Below are 22,454 nucleotides of genomic sequence, written 5' to 3' on the forward strand. Positions count from 1 at the left end.
ATATTCCTCCCATTCATGAATTCGATGAATCATTCAAAGGGGCAGCCCGCTGCTCCCGGCCCGGTCCAGCTGTCAGAAATGCCCCTCCAATCAGAAAAACCCCGCTTACATAAAAGATGGCGATAATGCCCGTCCAGGCCCCCACCAAGCCGAAAAATAAAGGCGCAATCATTTGCGACAGCCTGTTGGAGGCCATTCGCAGCCCAAGCACCTCTCCCGTTCTGTGCTTGGGAGACGCATTATAGGTCGTCGTCATGGACAGCGGCTGGCCGCAGCCGAGGCCTGCTCCCATCAGTGCGCTTAACAAACCGCTTAGCAGCGTATCCGTCGTCAACGGCACCAGCATAAAGGACACGCCTGCAACCAGGATGGAAGCCCACAGAACCGGCTCTCTGCCGAAACGCGCGGTCAACCTGGCAAGAAACAGCCTGACCAGAACCATCGTTAAGCCCTGAACGCCGATGATCCAGCCGATCGTCGATGCCGACATGCCCCAGGCGCTGGCAAACAGCGGAAAATAAGCCACGAATACATCGCGCGAATAAAGCACCAGAGCGCTGGAAGCCAGCGCTTTGCGCAGCAGCGGAATGCGCAGCAGCTCAAGCGCGGAGCCCTTCTCCGTCTCCAGCCCGGCCTGCCCGGCAGACCTCGGGGAATTGGGCAGGAGCATCGCGAAAGCCATCGGCACCAACCCTGCCACCGAAGCCATTCCGAATGCAAAGCCGTAAGAGCTGTAATCCGCAAGCATACCGCCGGCGACGGGGCCGACGATTCCCGAAAGCGCCACGGCCATGCTGAACAAACCGAAGTGATGGTCGCGATTTTGTGAATTGGACATGTTTCCGATTAGATTTTGCAACGAAATGCTTATAAAGATGTGCGATACGCCTACTAATGCTTGAGAGACGTACAAGGCCCATATTTCCGGAAAAAAGAAAGGCAGCGCCGTGCCCGCCATCATGCCCGCTACCCCGATCCGCACCGGGGATCGGTCACCGATAATGTCGGCCACCTTCCCGATGGGGATGGCGAGCAGCAGCGGAAACAACGCATAAGCGGCTGTAATCATGCCAATCCCAATGGCATCGGCGCCAAGGCTGATCCCGTACAACGTAACCAGCGGCCTCGTCAGGTTCATCATGAGCTGAAAGCTGAATGCGATCGCGATAATAGTGCGTAATCTCAAAGCCTGTCACCTGCCTCGCCGGAAGCTACTGTGCCGAGGCCAGATCCTTCGCAATTGAATTGGCCGGATAAGCGAGGCCAAGGTTTTCCCTCAGCGTGGATCCTTCGTATGACGTACGGAAGATGCCGCGATTTTGCAGCTCGGGCACTACCTTGTCGACAAAGTCGTCCAGTCCGTGCGGATAAATCGGAGGCATCAGATTAAAGCCGTCTGCGGCATTTGTATTGATCCATTCTTCAATAACATCCGCCACTTGAATCGGCGTTCCAGTAAACGTCAGATGTCCCCGCGCGCTGGCCAGCCGATTCACGACTTGGCGGAGGGTCAGGTCCGGGTCGCTGCGCAGCATGTCGATAATAAGCTGATGACGGCTCTTGCTTCCGTTGACGGTATCGATGCCTTTCGGGTCGACAATCGGCGGAATCGGACCGTCAAGCGGATAGCCCGTAAGGTCGATGCCGATGCGTTCCGACAGCTTCGCGACGGCATCGCTGGCATTATGGAAGGCGTTCAGCTCATCCTCCAGCTCCTGCGCCTCTGCTGCCGTATCCCCTATAATCGGACTAAAGCCGGGCAGGATCAGCAGGTGGTGAGGCAAACGACCGTATTTGGTGAGCCTTGCTTTCACATCCGCATAAAAGGCTTGCCCTTCGCCCAGCGTCGGCTGCGCCGTAAATATAACCTCGGCCGTTTTCGCCGCCAGCTCCCTGCCGCTTTCCGAGGAACCTGCCTGCACGAGCACCGGATAGCCCTGCGGTGGCCGCGGAATGTTCAACGGGCCTTTTACCGCATACACACTGCCCCGATAATTGATCTCATGAAGACGCTGCTCATCGAATTGGATGCCTGTCTGCTTATCAAATACAAGCGCTTCTTCCTCCCAGCTATCCCACAGCTGCTTGGTCACTTCGACGAATTCCTCCGCCCACCTGTACCGCTCCGAATGCTCCAAATGGGACTCCTTGCCGAAATTGAACGCGGTAGCGTCCGTATGTCCGGTCACGATGTTCCAGCCCGAGCGTCCCCCGCTGATTCGATCCAGGGAAGCAAATTTACGGGCAACGTGGAAAGGCTCGTTATAGGTCGTCCCGACCGTGCCGATCAATCCGATGTTCGTCGTTACCGACGACAAAGCGGACAGCAGCGTGAACGGCTCAAGTCTGCGTCCCGTGCCGACATACCCGTCAGCCATGAATAGGGAATCGAGCAGTCCCCGCTCCGCCGTCAAAGCCAGCTGTTTGTAATATTGAAAATCAAAGGTTTGCTCCGGCGTCGTTTTTGGATGCCTCCAAGCTGCTGCATGATGTCCCGCAGCTCTCAGAAAGACGTTTAAATGCACCTGCTTTTTGGTTACGCTCATTCTTCTGCCTCATTTCCTTTTGTAAGATGACAAAAAGCCGGAGACAAGCATACTGATCTTGTCTCCGGCAATCCGGTAGATAACTTGTTATTACTAGTTGTTTAGCATTATTACTGCCCCAATGTCGTTTTCAGCGTTTCGACATCCTTATTGATTGCTTCTGTCGCTTTGCGAATCGCCGAGTTGACATCGAGCCCGTGAATGGCAAGATCCTCAGCCGCTTCCGTGAGCCGTATGCTTATGCTTGACTCGTAAGGATGAATGTAGTGTTCTTGACGCGGCTCGCCGATAAAGACGTTTTGTACCGTTTTACCTTGCAAAACAGGAATTTCCGTGCCGTAATCCTTCTCCAGTTCCGGGTTAATAATAGATGGAACACGGCCGTTTTTCGCTATAATACGTTGTCCCTCACCCGATAAAATTTCCGCAATAACCTGGAACGCCTCATCCTGATGAGGGCTTTGGCTATTGATCGCAATGGAGTGGATCTGAGCTTCCCTTGTTGTTCCAAGCTGGTCGCTGAAGTTCGGTGCCGGCGCGATATCCCAATTGAACTCAACGCCCTGCTGACGCAGCTCCTCAAGCGGGCCGACCATGTTCGCGAGCCAGGATACGCGGATAGCGACATTCTGGTCCTTCATAAAGTGATCGCGCGTCCAGTTCCAGGTGCCGTCAGGCGTAATATAGCCCGGAATTTCAAGGATCCGCTTGTAGAGCTCGAATACCCGCAGCCACTCCGGCGTATCCAGCGCGGCTTGACCGGTCTCGCGGTCCAAATAAGGAAGCCCCAGTGATTTGGACAGGCCTGTTAAATTATCCACGACCAGACCAACGTAATTGACGCCGTTTTCGGTTCTGGTCAGCTTCGTGCCAAGCTCAACCGCTTCATCCCATGTTAATTGTTTTTCTGTCGGGTACGGCACGCCGAATTTATCGAATATATCTTTGTTGTAGTACATCACATGCTGATTAATATTGAATGGAAGCGCGAGTACGGCATCTCCCTTTCCCTTCGTTATGTCCTTGATATAGTCGTAGCCGATGGGCTTTAGCCGGCTTTCATCAAAATTGTGTTTTTTGATCAGCTCCCGCAAATCTTGATAAACGCCTGTACGGATAACACGCTGCTGCACGCTGCCAAATATAATGTCCGGCACATGCGTCGACAAAACCTCCTCCGGTGTCGTCGTTGCAGCCGGCGTAATGCGCTCGATCGTCACGTTCGGGTATTTCGCATGAATCGGCCCTGCGATCATGGCCTCAAATTCCACATCCGTAAACGTAGCGCCCGTTGAATAAAAGGTTAATTTTAGCGGCTCGTCGCCCAGCTTCTTAAAATCCGCCTGCTCTGCTGAGCCTTTATCCGCACTTGGCGTATTGGACGCCGCATTCCCGCTTGCCGGAGCGTTATTGTTGCCTCCGCATGCCGAGACGAGCGCAAAAATTAAGATTAAAATAAGAAAAGACCCTAGCTTCTTCATCATATATCCTCTCATTTCTATTATTTATTAGCGGTTCATCTTAAACGCTCTGAAACTTACGGGTATTTGCGGGACGGCTCAAACCAAGGCTATCGCGCAAGGTCGTGCCTTCATACTCCGTGCGGAATATGCCGCGGTTTTGCAGCTCTGGTATAACCTTGTCAACAAAGATTTCCAGACCTGTCGGAAAAAGCTGAGGCAATACGTTAAAGCCGTCGGCCGCATGGTTTCTAAACCATTTCTCGATCAGATCGGCTGTCTGTAGAACAGACCCGGTGAACGTAATATGACCATGCCCCCCATTGCTGCGATAGAGCAGCTGGCGAATGGTGAAATTTTCTCTGCGCGCCGCATCAAGGATAACCTCTTGCCGGCTGCGGATGCCGTTAAACTCTGCGGCCGGCTTTGCTTTATCGAGCGGCACCAGAGCGTCAAAGTCGTAATCATTTAAATTAACCGTAAACCGCTCGGATAAGCTGTCCAGCGCACGCTTCGTATCTACAAAGGAATGCAGCTCCTCCTCCAGCTCGCGAGCCTCGGCTTCCGTATCGGCTACGATGGGTGCAAGACCTGGCAAAATAACAAGCTCATGGGCGGCTCTTCCATACTTCGCCAGACGGGATTTCACATCGTTGTAAAACTCACGGCCTGCATCAAAGGTCTGCTGCGCGGTGAAGATCACCTCTGCCGTTTTGGCAGCCAGCTCCTTGCCCTGCTCGGAGGAACCGGCTTGCACGAGCACCGGGTAACCCTGCGGCGGACGCGGAATGTTAAGCGGTCCTTTCACCGCGTACGTATGTCCTTTAAAATTGATCTCATGGACCTTTTTGGGATCGACTAACTTGCCGCCCTCTTTGTCGAAGATAAGAGCGTCATCCTCCCAGCTGTCCCACAGCTGCTTAACAACTTCAACAAACTCCTCACCCGTCTCATAACGCTGCGCATGCTCCGGATGTTCGTCTCTGCTGAAATTATGAGCGGCGGAGCCTGCACCTGTTACGATGTTCCATCCTGCTCTTCCACCGCTGATATAATCCAGTGAAGCGAATTGCCTTGCAACGTGAAACGGCTCGTTATACACGGTCCCTACCGTTGCGATCAAGCCAATATGCTCGGTGACGGCAGCTAATGCCGACAGCAGCGTAAACGGCTCCAGCTTGCTTCCGCCTCCTGCGTAACCATCCGCGAGAAAAACCGAATCCAGCTTGCCACGCTCGGCAATTCTTGCAAGCTGCCCTAAATAATCAATGTCTAATTCCAGCTCGGGATGGGAGTCGTTGTGGCGCCAAGCGCCTGCATGATGTCCCGTTGCTCTTAAAAATACATTCAAGTGAACCTTGCGATTTGTTTCACTCATGATATATGCACCTCTTTTTCAGATTGTAGTAACTGGCTCGTATTTGCCGGACGCGCAAGCCCCAAATGGCCGCGTAAGGTTTTCTCCTCGTACGAGGTGCGGAACAGACCGCGATTTTGCAGCTCTGGAATCACCTTATCTACAAACTGCTCCAGGCCGCTCGGGTAAATCTGAGGCATAAGGTTAAAGCCGTCCGCCGCGCCGTTTCGAAACCATTTTTCAATTTCATCGGCAAGCTGCAGCGGTGTACCCGTAAAGGTGAAATGTCCTCTTGCTCCCGCCAACCGGTTAATTAATTGCCTAAGCGTTGGCTGCTCCCGTTCGATCAAATCCAAGATGAGCTGATGGCGGCTCTTCATGCCGTTCACTTGATCCGTGGAATGCGCACCGTCAAGACTAACGAGATCATCCAGGGAATGCTGCGATAAATCGATGCCCAGCCGATCGGACAACCGCTTAGTCGCTCCCTTATGGTCGATAAGGTCGAACAATTGATCCTCGATGTCCTTTGCCTCTGCCTCCGTATCCGCCAAGATCGGACTTAAGCCCGGCAAGATTTTCAGCTTGTCTGCCGTTCGTCCGAATGCGGCCAACCGGGATTTCACATCTTTGTAAAAGGCCTGTGCCTCGCCGAAGGTTAGCTGCGCCGTGAAGATCACCTCCGCTACCTTTGCCGCAAACGCCTTGCCGGTTTCCGAGGAGCCTGCCTGTACAAGCACCGGATAGCCTTGAGGCGGGCGGGCAATATTGAGCGGGCCCTTTACGCGGTAATGCTTTCCTGCATAATCGAGCGTCCGGACCTTTGCGGGATCAATAAGGATGCCGTTTATTTTGTCATTGCGTACCGCGTCATCCTCCCAGCTATCCCATAATCCTTTCACGATTTCCACAAATTCCTCTGCCGATTCATACCGCTCATGATGCTCGGGATGCTGTCCTTTGCTAAACTGTTCCGCTGCCGGGCCCGCACCGGTCACGATATTCCAGCCCGCCCGGCCTTTGCTGATATGGTCCAGCGACGCGAACTTACGAGCAACATGGAACGGCTGGTTATACGTTGTTTCGACCGTTGCTATCAGGCCGATATGCTTCGTTGCCGCAGCTAAAGCCGATAACAGCGTGAACGGCTCCAGCGAGCCCGAATGCGCCCAGTAGCCGTCTGCCAGAAAAACGGAATCCAGCAAGCCCCTCTCAGCGATCTGAGCCAGCTTCAAATAGTGCTTAATATCTACCCCTTTTTCCGGATGCGCTTCTGCATGCCGCCACGAGGCTTCATGATGGCCCGAGGTTGCCAGAAACGCGTTTAGGTTAAGCTTTCGTTCCGATTGGCCCATGCTTTCCATACCCCCAATAAAGTTTTTCACCAGCGTAAACGGCTGACGCCGTCATTGCGGCAAAAGCTCGTTTCGCGTTGAAATATAAGCAAAGTATAAGGATGAAATTTATACTTTCTTATATTTAAAAAAATAGCCAGAGCTGCCCTTAGGCAATCTCCGGCTATCCGGTTGATAATCCAATTAAAAACATAGGTTTTATTGGTATTATAGTAAGTGCTAAGAATTTATCATCTTAAAATCATTCTGTCAACGATTGTTTTTATGCCCTACTCCACTAAGCCCGTTCGTTCAACCCCTTCAATAAACCAGCGCTGGGCAAACAGGTAAACGACGAGCAGCGGCATAATGATGAGGAACGACGCGGCCATTTTGACGGCTTCGGCATATACGGTAATCTCCCCCGCCCCTTCGGCCAGCTTCATTTCGCCTGCCATTCTCGCCAGCGTGATCGATAACGGAACGTTTTCGGCCGTAAACATAAACAACGAAGGGAAATAAAAATCATTCCAGTTCCATACGAACGAGAACAACACCACGACAACGGTTGCTGAGCGAGATATCGGAAACATGACGCGAAAGAACATGCGGAAGGGTCCCGCTCCGTCCATCCGCGCCGCCTCGTCCAGCTCCTTGGGCAGTGTGGAATAAAAAGAGCGGTAGATGATGACAAACATCGCTCCCTTCAGACCGTGACCGAATATGGCCGGAACAACCATCGGCAAAAATGTGTTCAGCCAGCCGAACTCCTTAAAGAGCATGATCGATGGCAGAATCGTAATCTGCGGCGGCATAATAAACGTAAATAAGAGCAAGGCTCCCCATACTTTTTTGAATGGAAAATCCAGCCTCGCAAACGCATAACCAGCAATCGCGCAGGAAAATACCTGCAGCAGTGCCACGGAAGAAGCGAGCGACACGCTGATAAGAAAGCTTTTGCCATAGTTCAGCATTTCGCCCGCCTGCTGCAGATGCCCCAGAAAAATCGTCCTCGGCACCCAAATGACAGTCGGATCGAGGATGTTTTTGGCATCCTTCACCATCGTCGTAACCATGTACAGAATCGGCTTAATATAAATAAAAGCGACATTAATCAGAATGATATACACAAACAGCTTGAACAGCAGCCCTTTGTCGATCTCCGCTCCAAGCAGTCTATATCTAATCGTGTTTAAGCCTTGACGGAGCTTGTCGTCTGAATAAACCCTCACGGCCACCTCGCTGCCTCTTTTGACAATCTTCATTTACACTCACCTCTCCTTCCTTTTTATCTTTTTCCTGATAGCGATTTGTCGACTCTGCTGTAAATGAATAAGGTCAGGAGAACAAAGCTCAGGATAATCGAGAAATAAATCCATGCCAGCGCGCTGGAGCTGCCGTAGTTGCTCGTATTCACCCGGCTGACAATCGGATTGGACGGGAAGGTGAACAAGTCGACAACGGTGTACATTAAATTCAAGAAAATGTAAGGTACGAGTCCCGGAAGCGTAATTTTCCAAAAGGTATTCCACGGACCTGATCCGTCGATGCGGGAAGCCTCGTATACGGAAGCCGGAAGCGTTTGTCTTCCCGCCAGAAAGATTAATATTTGCACCCCCGAATACCAGAGCACCAACACAAACGAGCTCATGACCTTTTGAATGGGAGCCGCCCATGCCCCGGGAACATATTCCCGCAAATAGTAGTCGATCCGCAGCGTCTCCATAATGCTGAGCGAGCCTTCCCCCTGAGCAATGAATTCCTGAACGATTTGGCCGGAGGAAAAAATAACCGGAAGAAAAAAGATAACCCGAAACAGCGTTCTCCCCGGAAAACGCAAATTGAGCAAAATCGCGACTAAAAGAGAAAACACTAGAATGATCGGAATCATCATGGCCGACTCTCTCAGAAACGGAAACAGCTCCTCGTAGAGCAAGCTCCCGTTGGCGATCAAAATTTCTCGATAGTGGCTTAACCCGATAAACGTATAGTTCACGCTGTTGACCGTAATTTTGACCTGATGAAAGCTCATGTATAAGGAGTAGCCTAACGGAAACGCCACAAATACGAGAAAACCGAACACCCACGGTGCTATAAACAAGGAGCCTTCAAGCTTCCTGATCGTCGCGGCTTCAAGCTTGCGATTTAACTTCATCGCTTCGTTCCTCCTTTGATGACGACAAAGTCTTTCGCGGGAACGAATAGGCCGTCTTGGCTGTAATCCGTGTCATTGTAATTCACAACGGTGCGGTAATCGCCGCCGTAAACCGTTTCCTTCACATTTGGCGCAAGCGCACGGTGAGCGGTTATATACTGGTCCTGCACAGCCGCCAACGCTTCATTTGTTCTCGCGTATTCCTTAAGCAGGCCATCGATCCAATCCTTGTAGTTCAGGCTGTAATACCACAGCGAATACGACTTTTTCAAATCATCTGCTTTGTCTCCGCTGAGTACATAGGCTGGATATGCTCCGTATTCGATGCTCCGAAGAAATCCATCGCCGAATTCCTCGCGCAGGTTCGACCATTCCAGCGTGTAGGTACGCAGTCCATGAAGAACGATCTGGGCAAAAGGAATTTCTTCGCTGATGAATACGTCATATGAATAATCATCCGTTAGCCGGTGAACGTGATCCATTTGGTCCAGCGCATAGAAGTTCACATTGTTCGCCGCAACCGAACCGAGGGCGTCCTTTGTTTTTTCCAAAATGCCGCGCTGCACTTCGACGACATCCGCTCTGCTTGCCCCAAAACGGGTATTAAAATCGGTATTCACCTGCTGGCCAATACCATCCTCGAAATAAATGCCGTCTGCGCCCAAGCTCTTAAAGTCGTCCAAGTCCTTCGATACAACCTTCTCATAAAACTTAGGGCTGACAAACGCGGCGGCATCCTGGTCCTCGCTTTTCCGCTCCTCCAGCACCGTTCCCGCCAAATTGCGCAACCCGTCCCGCCTCCACCAAAACCGGTCATCCCCATTCGTATTAAGCGTGTACTTCGCTGTTAAATAAACAGGAATATTCAGGCTGTGAGCGAAGTCAATAAAGCTTTTCATTCCGCTGTTTCCGCCTAAGCGATTATCTACGGGAAAGTAACCGCCATGCGTGCTGTACCCGTCCTGCTGCCAGCCCGAATAATGGACCTGCAAATGCTGAATCCCTTTGTCGTAAAGCTGGCGGACAAGCTCCGCCGCTTCTGACGTGGAGGTCGCTTTTAAATAAGCGTCGCTAAACAATCCCTTCTCAATATCCGCGCCTACAATATCAACGAATAACGGAATATCCTTTTTGGGGGCTTGAAGCGGCTTGACCCCTTGTTCCTTGATTAAATAATTGCGATACACCTCTGCCATGCCTACATAATTGCTTTTCTCCGGAAGCAGCGGATAATAACGCGTGGCGCGGGCATCCGCAATGAACTTATCGCCGCTGTAGGTATAGAAGCCTTCCCCGGTGCTTTTGCTTACGCTTTGAAAGAATCGCTTCCGATACTGCCATTCGGTCGTAGCCCAGTTTGAGCGGCCTACTGACCCTGAAGGCGCCGCATAAACATTCGCGAACGCTTCGCCTTCAGAAATCACGGCAACAAACGCCTGATCACCTGATTTCATGCCGTAAACGGGCATCGCAATGCGCTGTCTGCCTGTATTTTCGTTGTAATAGGATAAATCCTGGCCATAGACGCTTTCATTATAGGTCAGCTGCTGCATCGTACGGTCTTCCCCGAAGTTGATCAATGAGCCTGAGCCGTCCGGCAGCAAAATGTAGCCCTCCTGGCCGACGGACGGCTGCGCTCCGAATAGGGGATAAAGCTTAATATTCAATAAGCTTAACGCACCTTCGACAATGCCCGAATCGAGAATTCTCGTCTCTACGTAATCCTCGTGCAGGTTCACCTCAATCGGGATTTTAAACTCAACCTTCGGCAGTACAAAGGTAACCGTAAAGCCGTTTTCGGTTGCTTGGAAATTTTCCAAATAACCTTGGTTCTCGATCAACCCCGCAGTAACGGAGGAGGATTTATAGTTTTTCGCATTTACGTATTCCACGATGACTGGTGATGAAAGATTATTTTTCCATGTATTCGGCACCGTCTCTTCCTTCCAGTATTGCGGGTCCGGATAGGAGCGCCATACCTTGCCCGACGCTTTGCTCAACACCTGGAAATGGGCCGTCGATTTATCCGCGAACAGCTTTAGCGTCTCTGATTCCGCGATTTGTACAAACCCCTCTTCAGCCGGCAAGCCAGCCTTATACGGGGTTGATCCCTTTGCTTCGAACTGGCCAGAGACATTAACCGCCTCAGCCGAAGGATTATTCCATAAGCCTGCGGCGAGAAATGCCAGCCAGCCGATCAGGGCCAGCGCGGCGCCGAGAAGCACGATCTTAGCAATGAGCTTATAGTTATAGTTGCGGACAGTCATCGGATGATCACCTCCTGGTACAAGGAATTGATAAAGTTGACCAATTCGATGCTGAGACTGATTAATATAAAAATCAAAACGACAATAATGGCGAGAGCGAGCAGCGTTAATAGAATAATAAAAACCGCTTCGATGAAGGTGTAGTTATGTATGCCTTGGACCAGCCAAATCAACAACAGAGCTACCCATAATACGATAAGCAGCTTTAAGAAATTGTAGATCGAAAGCTCATTCAAGGTTAATACATTCGACAGTAATGTTACGGGTATTCCCATGAGAATAATCGGAAATAAGGCGTAAGAACTGCCGTATAATACATCTCTAAACCGCCCCTCGCCTCTGAGCAGAGAGCTGATTAAATAATTGGAGACGACCCATCCGAGCCAAATCCCGACAAATTGAACCGTAATTGGAAGCAAATCCACACCTACATGCACAGCCGGATTAAAGATAAAGCTCGTTCCCGCTTGCATATAGCCATACGAAGCTGCCGCGAGTACGAATAGGATCAAGCTGCTTAGGAATCCAGCCTTATTCTCGTACCTGATCGCATAGAAGCCGTCGACCGGATGTTTAATTAAATAAAACACATGGTTAAGCTGCTCGAGCAGCGGATGCCTTGGCCTTGGCTTCGGCTTAGCTGTACCCTTCCGCTTGAGGCGAAGCTTTGCAGAAAATGCATTCAACAGCAGGTAGAGGATGCCGATCGCCAATGCGATATTCATCAGCAAGCCAAAGTGGCTTTGGAACCATTTCAGCCGGTTTTGCCAAAAGGATTCCGAATAACCGTTTATGACACCCGCCTCATAAAACAAATCCTCCGCTCTTTCGTAATTTTCTTTCTTATATGCAGCCTTTGCGAGCCCGATCAGCGCCGGCGTGTAATGGGCATTCTGCCGATGAACCTCGCTCCAAAGCGGCTCGCTTTGCTCGTACCTGCCCTCCTGCGTTAATTGATTGGCCTCATGGACCAAGCTGCCGAACTCCGACAATCGGAGCACTTGAATAAAATTGTTGACGCTGTCCAGTATAAGCAGCTCGCCCTTTGAGTTGCTTGCGATTGCCGCAGGCGTTTTTACGATTCCCGTCTTTGAAGTGGCCGTTATGACATCGCCTCCCCAGAAGAAGAGCAAGTTCCCATTCAAATCATACTGGCTGATGATATTCCAGACAGAATCGATCACCGTAATGTTGCCCGCAGAGTCCACGGTAATATCATTCAACTGGGGACTTATACCCTGCTGTGTATAATGAAAAAACTCGCCGTAGGATTTTTCAGGCTGCAGCGCGGCAAACTCCCCTTTGCCTTTGAGCTGATCCAGGCCTGCTATATTAAGCTTTTTGACCTGATCGGTTTGTATTTCTTTTGTAACGGTATAAATAAAGCCATTCTTGTCGATCGTTGAGTTCGCTATGGCACCTGGCAGCTTCTTAAGTTCCCTTTGATACATCTCCCGCGTATATACAAAACGTTTGAAGGCATCAAATAAAGAAAAGGCTACCCGATTTGGCCCGAAGAAGCTGATGAATTGGCCTTCGGGATCAAGCTGCACCAAGCCTTGGTAAGCGCCCAGCGTCGTTACATAAATAAATCCCCGCTTATCTACGATGAGATTAACCGGATCGTATTTGAATCCCGCTGGCAAATAACTGGACTCGGGACGCCCGAACGCTTTAAGCAGCTTCCCGTTTGGATCCAGCCTCACGACACGGTTATTTCCCGTATCCGCAACGTAAATCTCCCCTGCTTTATCGACGTATATGCCGCTGGGCTTCTTTAGCGGGCTCTCCTCCACCTTTATTTCGCGAATGTATTGCCCTTTCGCGTCCAGGTGCACGATGCGGTTATTGCCGGTGTCCGCAATATAGATGTGATCCTTCTCGTCTACAAAGATATCCTTGGGCTGATTAAATTGCAGCTTAACCTCTTCCCCTGCATCGGCGGCTCCGCTTGCTCCCGTTATCCGCACATTCGTACCGATTATGCCAGCAGGTATATAAGCCGCTTGCGTCTTGACCAGCTGTCCGAATCCATCCTTGTAATAGGTTTCGTACGGTAACTGTGAGGCTGTAGCCTGCAAGCCGGGCCACGCTATGTAAATCGCCGTAATCAGGACCATGATGACCGGACGAATCCGCAGCCTCCTGTTCTTCAAACGATTCCCCCCTTGTTTATTTGATACCCGAATGCGCCATGGTAGAAATGACCTTGCTTTGTAAAAGAATAAAGAAAATTAAATTCGGCACGAGCATAATAAGCGCTGCTACGGCAGCCGCACCTTGACGAGCTACATTGTTCGCCAGATTGCTCGTCAGCGTCGATAAGAAAAACGGAAAGTTTTTCATCTCATCATCCTGCATGAACAGCATCGACGTCTCTACGTTGCTCCAAGAGTTTTGAAAGGCTAGAATAGCGACCGTAGCTATGGCAGGCATACACATCGGAATGACGATGCGGGCAAATACAATAAATTCATTGGCTCCATCAATCCTCGATGCCTCCAGCAGCGAATCGGGAATCTGATCCACAAATTGCTTGAGCAGGAAGACGGCGACCGGCAGCGCAAGCACAGGCAGCAAATGACCCCAATACGTATTCATGATGCCTAGGTTGCTGACCACCAGATACCTTGGGATTTGAATCACCTCCGGCGTAAACATGAGCATAAGAATAATCGCGGCGAAGATAAACTTGCGCCCTGGAAAAGGATGCTTTGACAGCGGATAAGCGCAAAGCGCGCTCACGGTTGTTACACCGACGACGCTCGCCGCCGAAATGAACAAGCTGTTGAATAAATAACGGGAAACCGGAACGATCGAATTTGAGGTTACCCAAAATAACTCCACGAAGTTCTGTATGTTCGGCTCCTGAACGAAAAACCTAGGCGGATAAATAAATAATTCATGATACGGCTTGAAGGCATGATTAAAAATATAAATGATCGGTAGGATCATGATAACGGACAACGCCAGCATCAACACATTAAAGCATATTTTCGCAGCCAGACTCGATTGTTTCAGGTGTTATTCCTCCTTCGTACCGAACAATCCCCAGCTAAGCTTGTTCGCAAAATACATTAGTATAAGAAGAAACACGGAAATCGCCGCCGCGTAGCCCATTTCAAAACGGATGAGCCCGTAATCGTTAATATGGTTCACGATCAAATGGCCGGCGTATTCCGGCGTCGGGTTTTGCCCGGACAGCTCGACGCCAATAGAGCCCGTCTTGAACGTCGTGACGATTGCCATTACGGCGCCGAACAGCATTTGCGGTTTCATGGACGGAATCGTGATAAACCACAGCTCTTGCAAACTATTTTTGATACCGTCGATTCTCCCTGCTTCATAAAGCGTCGTATCCACATTAAGAATCCCTGCGAGCATCGCCAAGAAACCAACGCCCATGCTCGACCATAACGTGACGGCAATCATCGAATTCATTAGAAAATCCGGGCTGGTTACCCATAGCTTCGGCACATCGATAAGTCCGGCTTTCAAGAGAAAGCTGTTCAGGTAACCAATCCGGTCTCCCGAAAGCAGGGGAAGCCATATGATGGTCATGGCAATCCCAACCGTGAGAGATGGCGTATACATGGCAAGCGCAACCCATTTGCGGTAGCCACCGCGCAGCCGCGAGATGAGCCATGCGAGCAGGAAGGCTGCTGCATATCCGCCAGGACCGACGATTACGGCAAATTTAAAGGTGTTCGGGAGCGCGTATTTCAGGAACAGCAAATCCTGCGCGATCAAATATTGAAAGTTGCTCCACCCGACAAACCGCGGCGGCTCTATCCCGTTGTAGTATGTGAAGCTTAGGCCAACCGCCGCAAAAATAGGTATCACAATAAATAAAGCAAAACAAACGAGAAAAGGCGCAATAAACAAGTAAGAGATACGAAACGACCACAGCTTAATCCACATAGCGATCAACCCCTTCCCAAGGCTGATCCACAACCTTAATATCCAGCTTTTTCACTTGGCTGCCGTTTTCGTTGATAAATCCGAATTCCTGCTGCTTCCTGATCAGCTCGCGGTTAATGTCCCTAACCGCTTGCTCTAGTGAGGACATGTAATTAGACGTTTTTACAACGGAGCGGATCCACGCATTATTGATCTCACGCTCCAGGAAATATCCCCCCGGCACATTAGGAATATCCTTATACCATTTCCATTGGTTCAAAATGATTGCAGCATCCTCCTTTTTCCACGGAAGATTAGTGAAAGCCTCCACGTTAGACGTATTCCAGCGGAATGCAATGCCGTTCACAGCTTCCAGATCAGAGCCGTATTGCTCCTGCACCTCGGCTGAAAGCCACCATTTCAGAAACTGCCAGGCCTCAGGCTTTTTGTTAGACTTGTTGAAAATTACGCCGGTTCGCTGTCCGCCGCCCGCCCAGCGGCTTATAGAGCCGTCCGATTGCTTCGTTCCCGGAATCAGCGCGATGCCCCAGCGTCCGTTCAATTCGGGCGCGGCCGCCGAGAGCTGTACGTACATGTTGTAATCCGAGATGCCAATTGGCATCGTACCCGTGCGGAAATGCTGGTAGAAGCTCGGCACCTCCCGCTCCAAGGCATACGTATTAAATAAATCCGTCCACTGCTTGAATGCACCGTACGCTTCGGGCGTATCCAGCCCTGATTTAATGCCGCCCGGCTCGTAAAACTCTACGCCGTTTTGATAGAAAAAGTGGGTGAATTCCTTCGGATTTACATAGAAATTCATAAAGTTTTGCTGCAGCGTTGGCAATAGTTGATAGACTTCCTCCCAGGTTTGCGGGATTTCAATTCCGAGGCGCTCCAATATATCCTTTCTATAATAGAGAACCTGGAACGACTGTGTCTCCGGCACGCCGTAATAACCGCCGTTATAATGAAGCGGAAGCCAGGAGCCGGGACTAAACTGCGGATAAAGCTGTTTAAAATCATCAAATTCGCTCAAATCCTGCAGCGACCCGCGAATGGCATAATCGACCGGCAAATCCTGCGTCAGGCCAAGCGCAATGTCAGGCTGGACGCCTGCAGCGTTAGACATGAGCAGCAGCTCCGGATTCGGCAGCAGATTCACCTTTACTTCAATGCCCGTCTCCGGCGTAAAGGACTCGTCAGCCAATTGCTGCAGCTGATCGACATAATCCCTTCCCCGCTGTACCCAAATATTAAGCTTTTTATCGTCCATTTCTTTCAAGCTGTCCCTTGCGTCAAACGAGTATACAAAGTTTTGGGCTCCGCCCCACATGCGGTTAAAAAGGCCAGCCTCCATATTTGGCGCATCCGATTTCTCCGGAATGACATATACCTCATCGAGCTGTAGCGATTGCTTTACCAGCGTATCAATAAACGACGCGAACTTTTCTCGCATGGAGGCAATCTCCTCCACTTGATAAGGAATCTCCTCCGGCTTACGAAGCAGCGCCCGCAGATCCTTCGCTGACGTATCGAGGCCTTGGCTGATGGAATCCTTTTTCCCATTCGCTTGGACCACTCTTTTGGACAATGCTCCCATCACATCTGCAGCAAGCGCCATCTGGTCTGTCAGACCGGGGAAATCCTGATCCATATTCCATGAACGGTTGCGATCGATCGTTTTTTTCGTGCTGGAGCCTGTAATCGTGCGCAAATCCCAATCTATGGCATCCAGATGGGCAATCAGCTTCTCCAAATCGACAATAATCGGTTTTACGGGCGACTGCGTAACTGCAAGCGATAAAGTATGCTTCCCCTTCTCCAGCTTTAGCAGATACGGTTTTTTGCTTTTATCCTGCAATATCAGGCCGTTCCAGCCCGTCGAATAAGGAAAACCATAAGCCAGAAATTGTTGAAAAGGCACCTCGCCGTCAATTTTCACGGCTCTGTAGGATGTTTTCTGCGCAATCGTATTCTGCAAGGCTCGGAAGCCAATTTTGTAAAGCCCGGTCTCTGGCACTTCAAACGACCAGGTAATCTCCTGGTTTTGCTCCAGCCACCGCAGGCCGCCCACGGTATTATAAACAATTCTTCCTTTATAACGCGGGAGAGTGCGGGAGTTCTTATCCGAAAACAGCTTGATCGCCGTATCGTTTTTCGTCGAGAAATCCTCGGCTTGCAGCGTTATTACATCGCCGCCAATGGCTGGCACATCCTCATTCTGCTCTGCCAACTCCTCGTAAGCCGGAATCGTCCGGCTTGGACGGAGCTCGATTTGCTCAATCGCTACCGGATCATAGCCTTGCAAACGAATCGTATGCGTTCCTTGTGAGAAATGCCATTGCAAAGGCTGCGCATATGCCCCTCCCGAATCAATGAAAGGCTTCTCGCTCCAGTCTGAAACATCTACCGCACGGGGGCGAATCTCATCGCCGTCTGAGTTTTTCAATATAGGACGGACATCCTCCCAGGTTCGGTACAATGAGGTGGACGAAGCTTCCCTAAATGGCCTTTGACCGTCTAACGTTACTTCCCACCCAATCGGTCCTTTTTTCCCGGCATCCTTTAGAGGGTTATAAGAAACGTGGATTTCATACAGCGCACTCTCTGCAACGTCAACCTTATATTCGACCCAGCCGGTATTGCTTGTGTTCCAAAGCAGAACATTCGTTTTCCCCTCATACTCGCCCGCTTTAATTTCTTGGGGATTGGATACAGCGGACGGCTTCGCTCCTTCCACCCGTATGGAGGCGGTTGCGTTGTTCAGCCCTTGCTCCTGCCATTTTGCCAGTGCCTCGCTAAAATAAGGATCAACCTCATAATCGAATGTAGAGATGAGGTCTGCGTAATTAACCGCTGCGGTTTCCTCGCCGGATACGGAGCTAACCGCTCCAGACGAAAGCAGCCATGCCGCAATCACGATACTGCCGCAATATATGAACCATTTTTGTTTCTTTCTCATAACGGGAAGCCGCCCCCCTCCTTCGCGCAAATCCAATTATTCTGTAAATCTCACACCAGTGTCCTTATGGAAAAAATGAGCCTTGGAAATATCCAGTTCAACCTTTACCTTCTCATTTTCAGCAAAACGATTATCGGGATCTACCCTGGCAATCAACGGCTTTTCCTGCCCGATATCCAAATAAAGAAAACGGTCTGCTCCCATCAGCTCATTATCACGATACGTTCCAGTGATGATCGTCTCCGAAAACAAGCCCTCAAGCTTTACATTTTCCGGCCTTATTCCTAATATCACCGATTTGTTTACTTGGTTATTATTGCGCAAAATATCCTCGGTCGCTTCATTAATCTTCAAGCTAAAGCGGTTCGTATGAAATTCCAATCTGCCCTGCGGGTTTTCTTGAATGCGCCCATGGATGAAATTGATTTGCGGCGAGCCGATAAAGCTCGCTACGAACGTATTCGCAGGCTTGGAATAAATCAGCTCCGGCGTATCGCATTGCTGAATGACTCCGCCCTTCATGACGACAATGCGATCGGCCATCGTCATCGCTTCCACTTGGTCATGCGTCACGAAAATAAAAGTCGTGCCTAATTTTTTGTGCAGCTTCGTAATTTCCATTCGCATCGTCACGCGAAGCTTTGCGTCTAAGTTAGACAGCGGTTCATCCATTAGAAACAGCTTCGGATCGCGTACGATAGCTCTGCCCAGCGCAACCCGCTGGCGTTGTCCGCCCGAGAGCTCCTTCGGCTTGCGATGCAGGTAAGGCTCGATTTCCAAAATCCGGCTCGCATTTTTGACCGCTAAATCAATCTCATGCTTAGGCAGCTTTCGCATCCGAAGTCCAAACGCAATATTCTCATAAACGCTTAGATTTGGATAAAGAGCATAGTTTTGAAAAACCATGGAAATATCCCGGTCCTTTGGCGGGAGCTTATTAACCAGCTGGTCCCCGATGAAAATTTCACCCTCTGAAATATCCTCAAGTCCGGCAATCATTCGGAGAGTCGTCGATTTCCCGCAGCCGGAAGGCCCAACGAACACAATAAACTCCTTATCCTTTATCTCCAGCTGGAAATCCTGCACAACTGCGTGTTTGTCTTTGCCATACCGTTTGTACAAATGATTAATGGTAACTGCCGCCACATAATGACCTCCTATCATGACTATATTCCCGCAAACAAAAATGAGGATATCAGGCCTTGCTCTGATATCCTCCATTGATATGGTAGAATGTATGCCGTTATTGGATTAAGCTTAAAACTGTTTCTTTCCCTAGCTGCAGATTGGCTGTCACCTCGTCTGCCTTTGCCAGCTCTTCCGCGTTCAATCTTTCATGCCAGCTTTTTGCAGCTTCCGTAATATGGTGAGACTTGGAAGCGCCCAGAATGGCTGACGTTATCCCTGGCCTGCTCAGCACCCACGACAATGCGTATTGCGCCCCGGTTAGTCCTTTCTCTTCCGCTAGCGGCCTAATCGCCTCCGCCACTTGAATAGCATTTTTCTTCAGAAGTTCTTCTAATCTCGGTTCCCCTGCCGCAAGGCGCGAGCCTTCCGGCGGCGCTTCTCCAGCCCGATACTTGCCTGAGAGTATCCCGCGGCCGAGCGGGCTGTAGACGATAACGCCGACATTTTCCGATTGGACGAATGGGATAATTTCTTTCTCAATCTCGCGTGAGATCAAGCTGTACTCCGGTTGAAGGCTATCAAAGCGATGCAAGCTGTGCAGGGCGCTAATTCCATGAGCTTTCGCCAGCTGCCAAGCAGCAAAGTTCGAGGCCCCTATGTATCTCACCTTTCCTTGGCGGACCAAATCGTCTAAAGCACGCAGCGTTTCCTCAAGCGGCGTGTTCGGATCAAAGCGATGAACCTGATAAAGATCCAAGTAATCGGTTTTCAATCGTTTCAGACTATCCTCGACGGCTTTGAAAATATGATATCGGCTTTGGCCGCCATCGTTTACACCTTCGCCCGTGCGGCCGTGAACCTTAGTTGCAAGAACGATTTGCTGCCGTCTTTCCTTTAGCAGGTTGCCTAGAATACGCTCAGACTCTCCAGCGCCGTAAACATTCGCCGTATCCACCAAATTAATTCCGCTATCCAGCGCTAAATCCAAAATATCGGCCGAAGCCTGCTCATCAATCCAGCGACCAAAAGCCATCGTCCCCAAGCTTACTGCGGATACTTTGAGCCCTGTTCTTCCTAATTTACGATATTCCATTTTCATATTCCTCCTATGGTTTGGGTAATAAAAAAAACCGGAGACATCAAATAAAGCATGTCTCCGGTTATCCGGTCGATAGATATGAGTATTCAAAAGAATGGGATGCTAGTTAGTAGGCGGCCAATACGCTTCTTGCATGTCTGTCATGCTCAGCAGCAAATTGGCTTAGCTCGATGATTAAATTCCCTTTTCCAAAGGACAAAAACTTCCGCCCTTCTTCTGCTTGCACGTTAACCATGAGATCCAAAAAAAGAATAATCATCTTCCGTCTTCGTTTAATTTCAGGATAACCGTTATCGAACAGCCATTGATCAATCGTATTATAAGTTCCGCGATTCAGCCGATACATTTGCAAACAATAATGATGAAATGCCAGATCAGGCCATTCATATAAGCTTGCCTTCAGGTCATTCTTCATAAGCTACCTCTCGTTTTTTAAAATAAGAGCTTTCCTTACAATCTTTGCCGCTTTACGGAGGAAGGGGATTTCTCTGTATCGAAGCGACTGCGTTCAGTCCGGTCGATTTGCACGATCTGACCATTATGGATAGTGATCTGAACAACGCCATATTGAACCCCTACCAACTGCTCCTTGATTCGTTTCAACCATTCGTCAGCAACCTCTACAGTTCGGGACATCATCATCATCCTCTCTAAAGTTATGGGTGTAACCATTAGAAAATAAAGAAGACGCACGTCAAACGAATGAGCCTTCGATTGGCATGCGCCTCCAGTTTTCTAGCGAGCGCGGCCTGCAGTAAAATACAGCGGTTATTAAGCTATAATTTCTTATGCAAGCAACAATATTCATTTCCGACTAATTCAATAGGATAAATTTAATTTAACATGTTGTTTTTCATTCGTCAACACTTATCCGTCTAATCAAGCTGACGTTTTTGCAAAATAGCGATAACCGTCAGCCTTGAGCGGTACAGTTGATAAGCGACTCCGATAAGCAGCCAACAGAGCCCCATGTATAAGGCAGTTCGATCAAGCAGCGTGAGCAGCCAGCCAACGAAGCAGGCACCGCAAAGCGGAATAACAAGGTAAACGATCGTCTGCTTAAAAGATCGCTTTTTCTCTTTCACATACAACTGTACAATGACCGATCCGTTCACAAACACAAATGCCGTTAACGCGCCGAGGCTAACGAATTTGATCGCCGTTTCCAAGCTTAGAACCAGAGCGAGCAAGGATACTATACATACAACCGCAATGCTGTTGACCGGCGTTTTATATTTGGCATGCAGCTTTCCGAAAAATCGTTTGGGCAGCGTCGAGTCCGTACCCATAACATGCAGCAATCTGGATGCGCTCGTTACGGCAATAACTCCCTGCGTAAACACAGCCAGGATAAGCACCGAAATGAAAATCGCTTGAAGACCTGCCCCGCCGACCAACTTCATAAGCTCAAAGCCCGCTGCATCCGCATCCGAGAAAACAAGACTTGGAAAAACCAGCTTTGTTAGAGCGGAGACGACGATATACATGGCGGATGCAATAAGAACGATCAGCATAATGGCGCAGGGTATCGTTTTGCGAGCATTAATCGTTTCATCCGCCAAGGTGGTAACCGTGTCAAAGCCAAGAAAGGAAAAGCAAACCAATGACGCACCGGTCAGAATCGTCGAGATTCCCCAATCACCCTGGGGCAGCAGAGGCTGTACGGCAACCGCTGCAGCGCCGCCGGCCAGCCCTTTAAGTAAATAAAAGCAAAACACGGCAATAAACAAAATTTGTACAACTACAAATATTTTGCTGATGCCTGCCGAAAACCTAATACCTACGATGTTCACAGCCGCAAAAATAAGATTGATCGCAATAATCCATAGCGATGCCGGTATATCCGGAAACTGCGCATGCATATAAAGACCAAATGTCAGGCAAGAGATGACAGGGGAAAATATATATTCGAGCAGCACGACCCACCCGACCAAAAAGCCCGCATACGGATGGATAGCTTTTTTGACATACGTATAAGCCGAGGCAGAGGATGTAAATCTTTTGGACATTACGATATAACTTATTGCGGTTAATAGAATAGCTGCCGCCGCCATGCTGTACGAGCCTGTCATCATGCCTTTAGAGCCTTCGTAGGCAAGACCGTATACGGTAAAATAAATCATAGGCGACATCCACGCCAAACCCAGGGCAACAACCTGAAACAACGTTAACGTCTTTTTATACGTCACTTTTTCTTCCATCATTCACACCTCTGCCTTATTGTTTTTATATCTTGTAGGTAA

General features: G+C 49.7%; 17 protein-coding genes. All 17 read right to left on the reverse strand.

Going from position 1 to position 22,454, the window contains the following annotated elements:
• Positions 1–13 precede the first annotated feature (13 nt).
• The 17 genes from AC1DLI_RS19970 to AC1DLI_RS20050 all read right to left on the reverse strand — a co-directional run bounded on the left by AC1DLI_RS19970 (position 14) and on the right by AC1DLI_RS20050 (position 22,415).
• Entirely contained in the window at positions 14–1,186 is a 1,173-nt protein-coding gene (locus tag AC1DLI_RS19970; RefSeq protein ID WP_477605688.1) for an MFS transporter, read from the reverse strand.
• 25 nt (positions 1,187–1,211) lie between these two features.
• Positions 1,212–2,546 (reverse strand): LLM class flavin-dependent oxidoreductase, encoded by a 1,335-nt coding sequence (locus tag AC1DLI_RS19975; RefSeq protein WP_477605690.1) that lies wholly within the window; start codon positions 2,544–2,546, stop codon positions 1,212–1,214.
• A gap of 110 nt (positions 2,547–2,656) precedes the next feature.
• A complete protein-coding gene (locus AC1DLI_RS19980; RefSeq protein WP_477605692.1) occupies positions 2,657–4,027 on the reverse strand; it encodes an ABC transporter substrate-binding protein in 1,371 nt (456 codons plus the stop codon).
• A gap of 40 nt (positions 4,028–4,067) precedes the next feature.
• Entirely contained in the window at positions 4,068–5,384 is a 1,317-nt protein-coding gene (locus AC1DLI_RS19985; protein WP_477605694.1) for an LLM class flavin-dependent oxidoreductase, read from the reverse strand.
• Positions 5,381–6,718 (reverse strand): LLM class flavin-dependent oxidoreductase, encoded by a 1,338-nt coding sequence (locus AC1DLI_RS19990; protein WP_477605696.1) that lies wholly within the window; start codon positions 6,716–6,718, stop codon positions 5,381–5,383. The genes AC1DLI_RS19985 and AC1DLI_RS19990 overlap by 4 nt, the downstream gene beginning before the upstream one ends.
• Before the next feature lie 269 nt (positions 6,719–6,987).
• Positions 6,988–7,962: a carbohydrate ABC transporter permease gene (locus tag AC1DLI_RS19995; RefSeq protein WP_477605698.1), complete on the reverse strand. Its 975-nt coding sequence runs from the start codon at positions 7,960–7,962 to the stop codon at positions 6,988–6,990.
• Between the two features lie 23 nt (positions 7,963–7,985).
• Positions 7,986–8,852 carry a carbohydrate ABC transporter permease gene (locus AC1DLI_RS20000; RefSeq protein WP_477605700.1) on the reverse strand — a complete coding sequence of 289 codons (867 nt, stop codon included), beginning with the start codon at positions 8,850–8,852 and terminating at the stop codon, positions 7,986–7,988.
• A complete protein-coding gene (locus AC1DLI_RS20005; RefSeq protein WP_477605702.1) occupies positions 8,849–11,119 on the reverse strand; it encodes a DUF5696 domain-containing protein in 2,271 nt (756 codons plus the stop codon). The genes AC1DLI_RS20000 and AC1DLI_RS20005 overlap by 4 nt, the downstream gene beginning before the upstream one ends.
• Positions 11,116–13,275 carry a YIP1 family protein gene (locus tag AC1DLI_RS20010; protein WP_477605704.1) on the reverse strand — a complete coding sequence of 720 codons (2,160 nt, stop codon included), beginning with the start codon at positions 13,273–13,275 and terminating at the stop codon, positions 11,116–11,118. The genes AC1DLI_RS20005 and AC1DLI_RS20010 overlap by 4 nt, the downstream gene beginning before the upstream one ends.
• A 16-nt stretch (positions 13,276–13,291) precedes the next feature.
• Positions 13,292–14,074: a carbohydrate ABC transporter permease gene (locus AC1DLI_RS20015; RefSeq protein WP_477605706.1), complete on the reverse strand. Its 783-nt coding sequence runs from the start codon at positions 14,072–14,074 to the stop codon at positions 13,292–13,294.
• 69 nt (positions 14,075–14,143) lie between these two features.
• Positions 14,144–15,040, reverse strand: coding sequence for a carbohydrate ABC transporter permease (locus tag AC1DLI_RS20020; protein WP_477605708.1), 897 nt, complete (start codon positions 15,038–15,040; stop codon positions 14,144–14,146).
• Complete coding sequence (locus tag AC1DLI_RS20025) at positions 15,030–17,984, reverse strand: extracellular solute-binding protein (protein ID WP_477605710.1); 2,955 nt, start codon at positions 17,982–17,984, stop codon at positions 15,030–15,032. The genes AC1DLI_RS20020 and AC1DLI_RS20025 overlap by 11 nt, the downstream gene beginning before the upstream one ends.
• A gap of 36 nt (positions 17,985–18,020) precedes the next feature.
• Positions 18,021–19,130, reverse strand: a complete 1,110-nt coding sequence (locus AC1DLI_RS20030; RefSeq protein WP_477605712.1) for an ABC transporter ATP-binding protein — start codon at positions 19,128–19,130, stop codon at positions 18,021–18,023.
• A gap of 97 nt (positions 19,131–19,227) precedes the next feature.
• A complete protein-coding gene (locus AC1DLI_RS20035; protein WP_477605714.1) occupies positions 19,228–20,205 on the reverse strand; it encodes an aldo/keto reductase in 978 nt (325 codons plus the stop codon).
• Between the two features lie 112 nt (positions 20,206–20,317).
• The gene (locus AC1DLI_RS20040) at positions 20,318–20,626 is read right to left on the reverse strand and encodes a hypothetical protein (RefSeq protein ID WP_477605716.1); all 309 of its coding nucleotides are present in this window, start codon (positions 20,624–20,626) and stop codon (positions 20,318–20,320) included.
• Between the two features lie 35 nt (positions 20,627–20,661).
• The gene (locus AC1DLI_RS20045; RefSeq protein WP_477605718.1) at positions 20,662–20,847 is read right to left on the reverse strand and encodes a YezD family protein; all 186 of its coding nucleotides are present in this window, start codon (positions 20,845–20,847) and stop codon (positions 20,662–20,664) included.
• Positions 20,848–21,086: 239 nt separating this feature from the next.
• Entirely contained in the window at positions 21,087–22,415 is a 1,329-nt protein-coding gene (locus AC1DLI_RS20050) for an APC family permease (RefSeq protein ID WP_477605720.1), read from the reverse strand.
• Positions 22,416–22,454: the final 39 nt, after the last annotated feature.

This window comes from Paenibacillus sp. 01T443, from assembly GCF_056398325.1.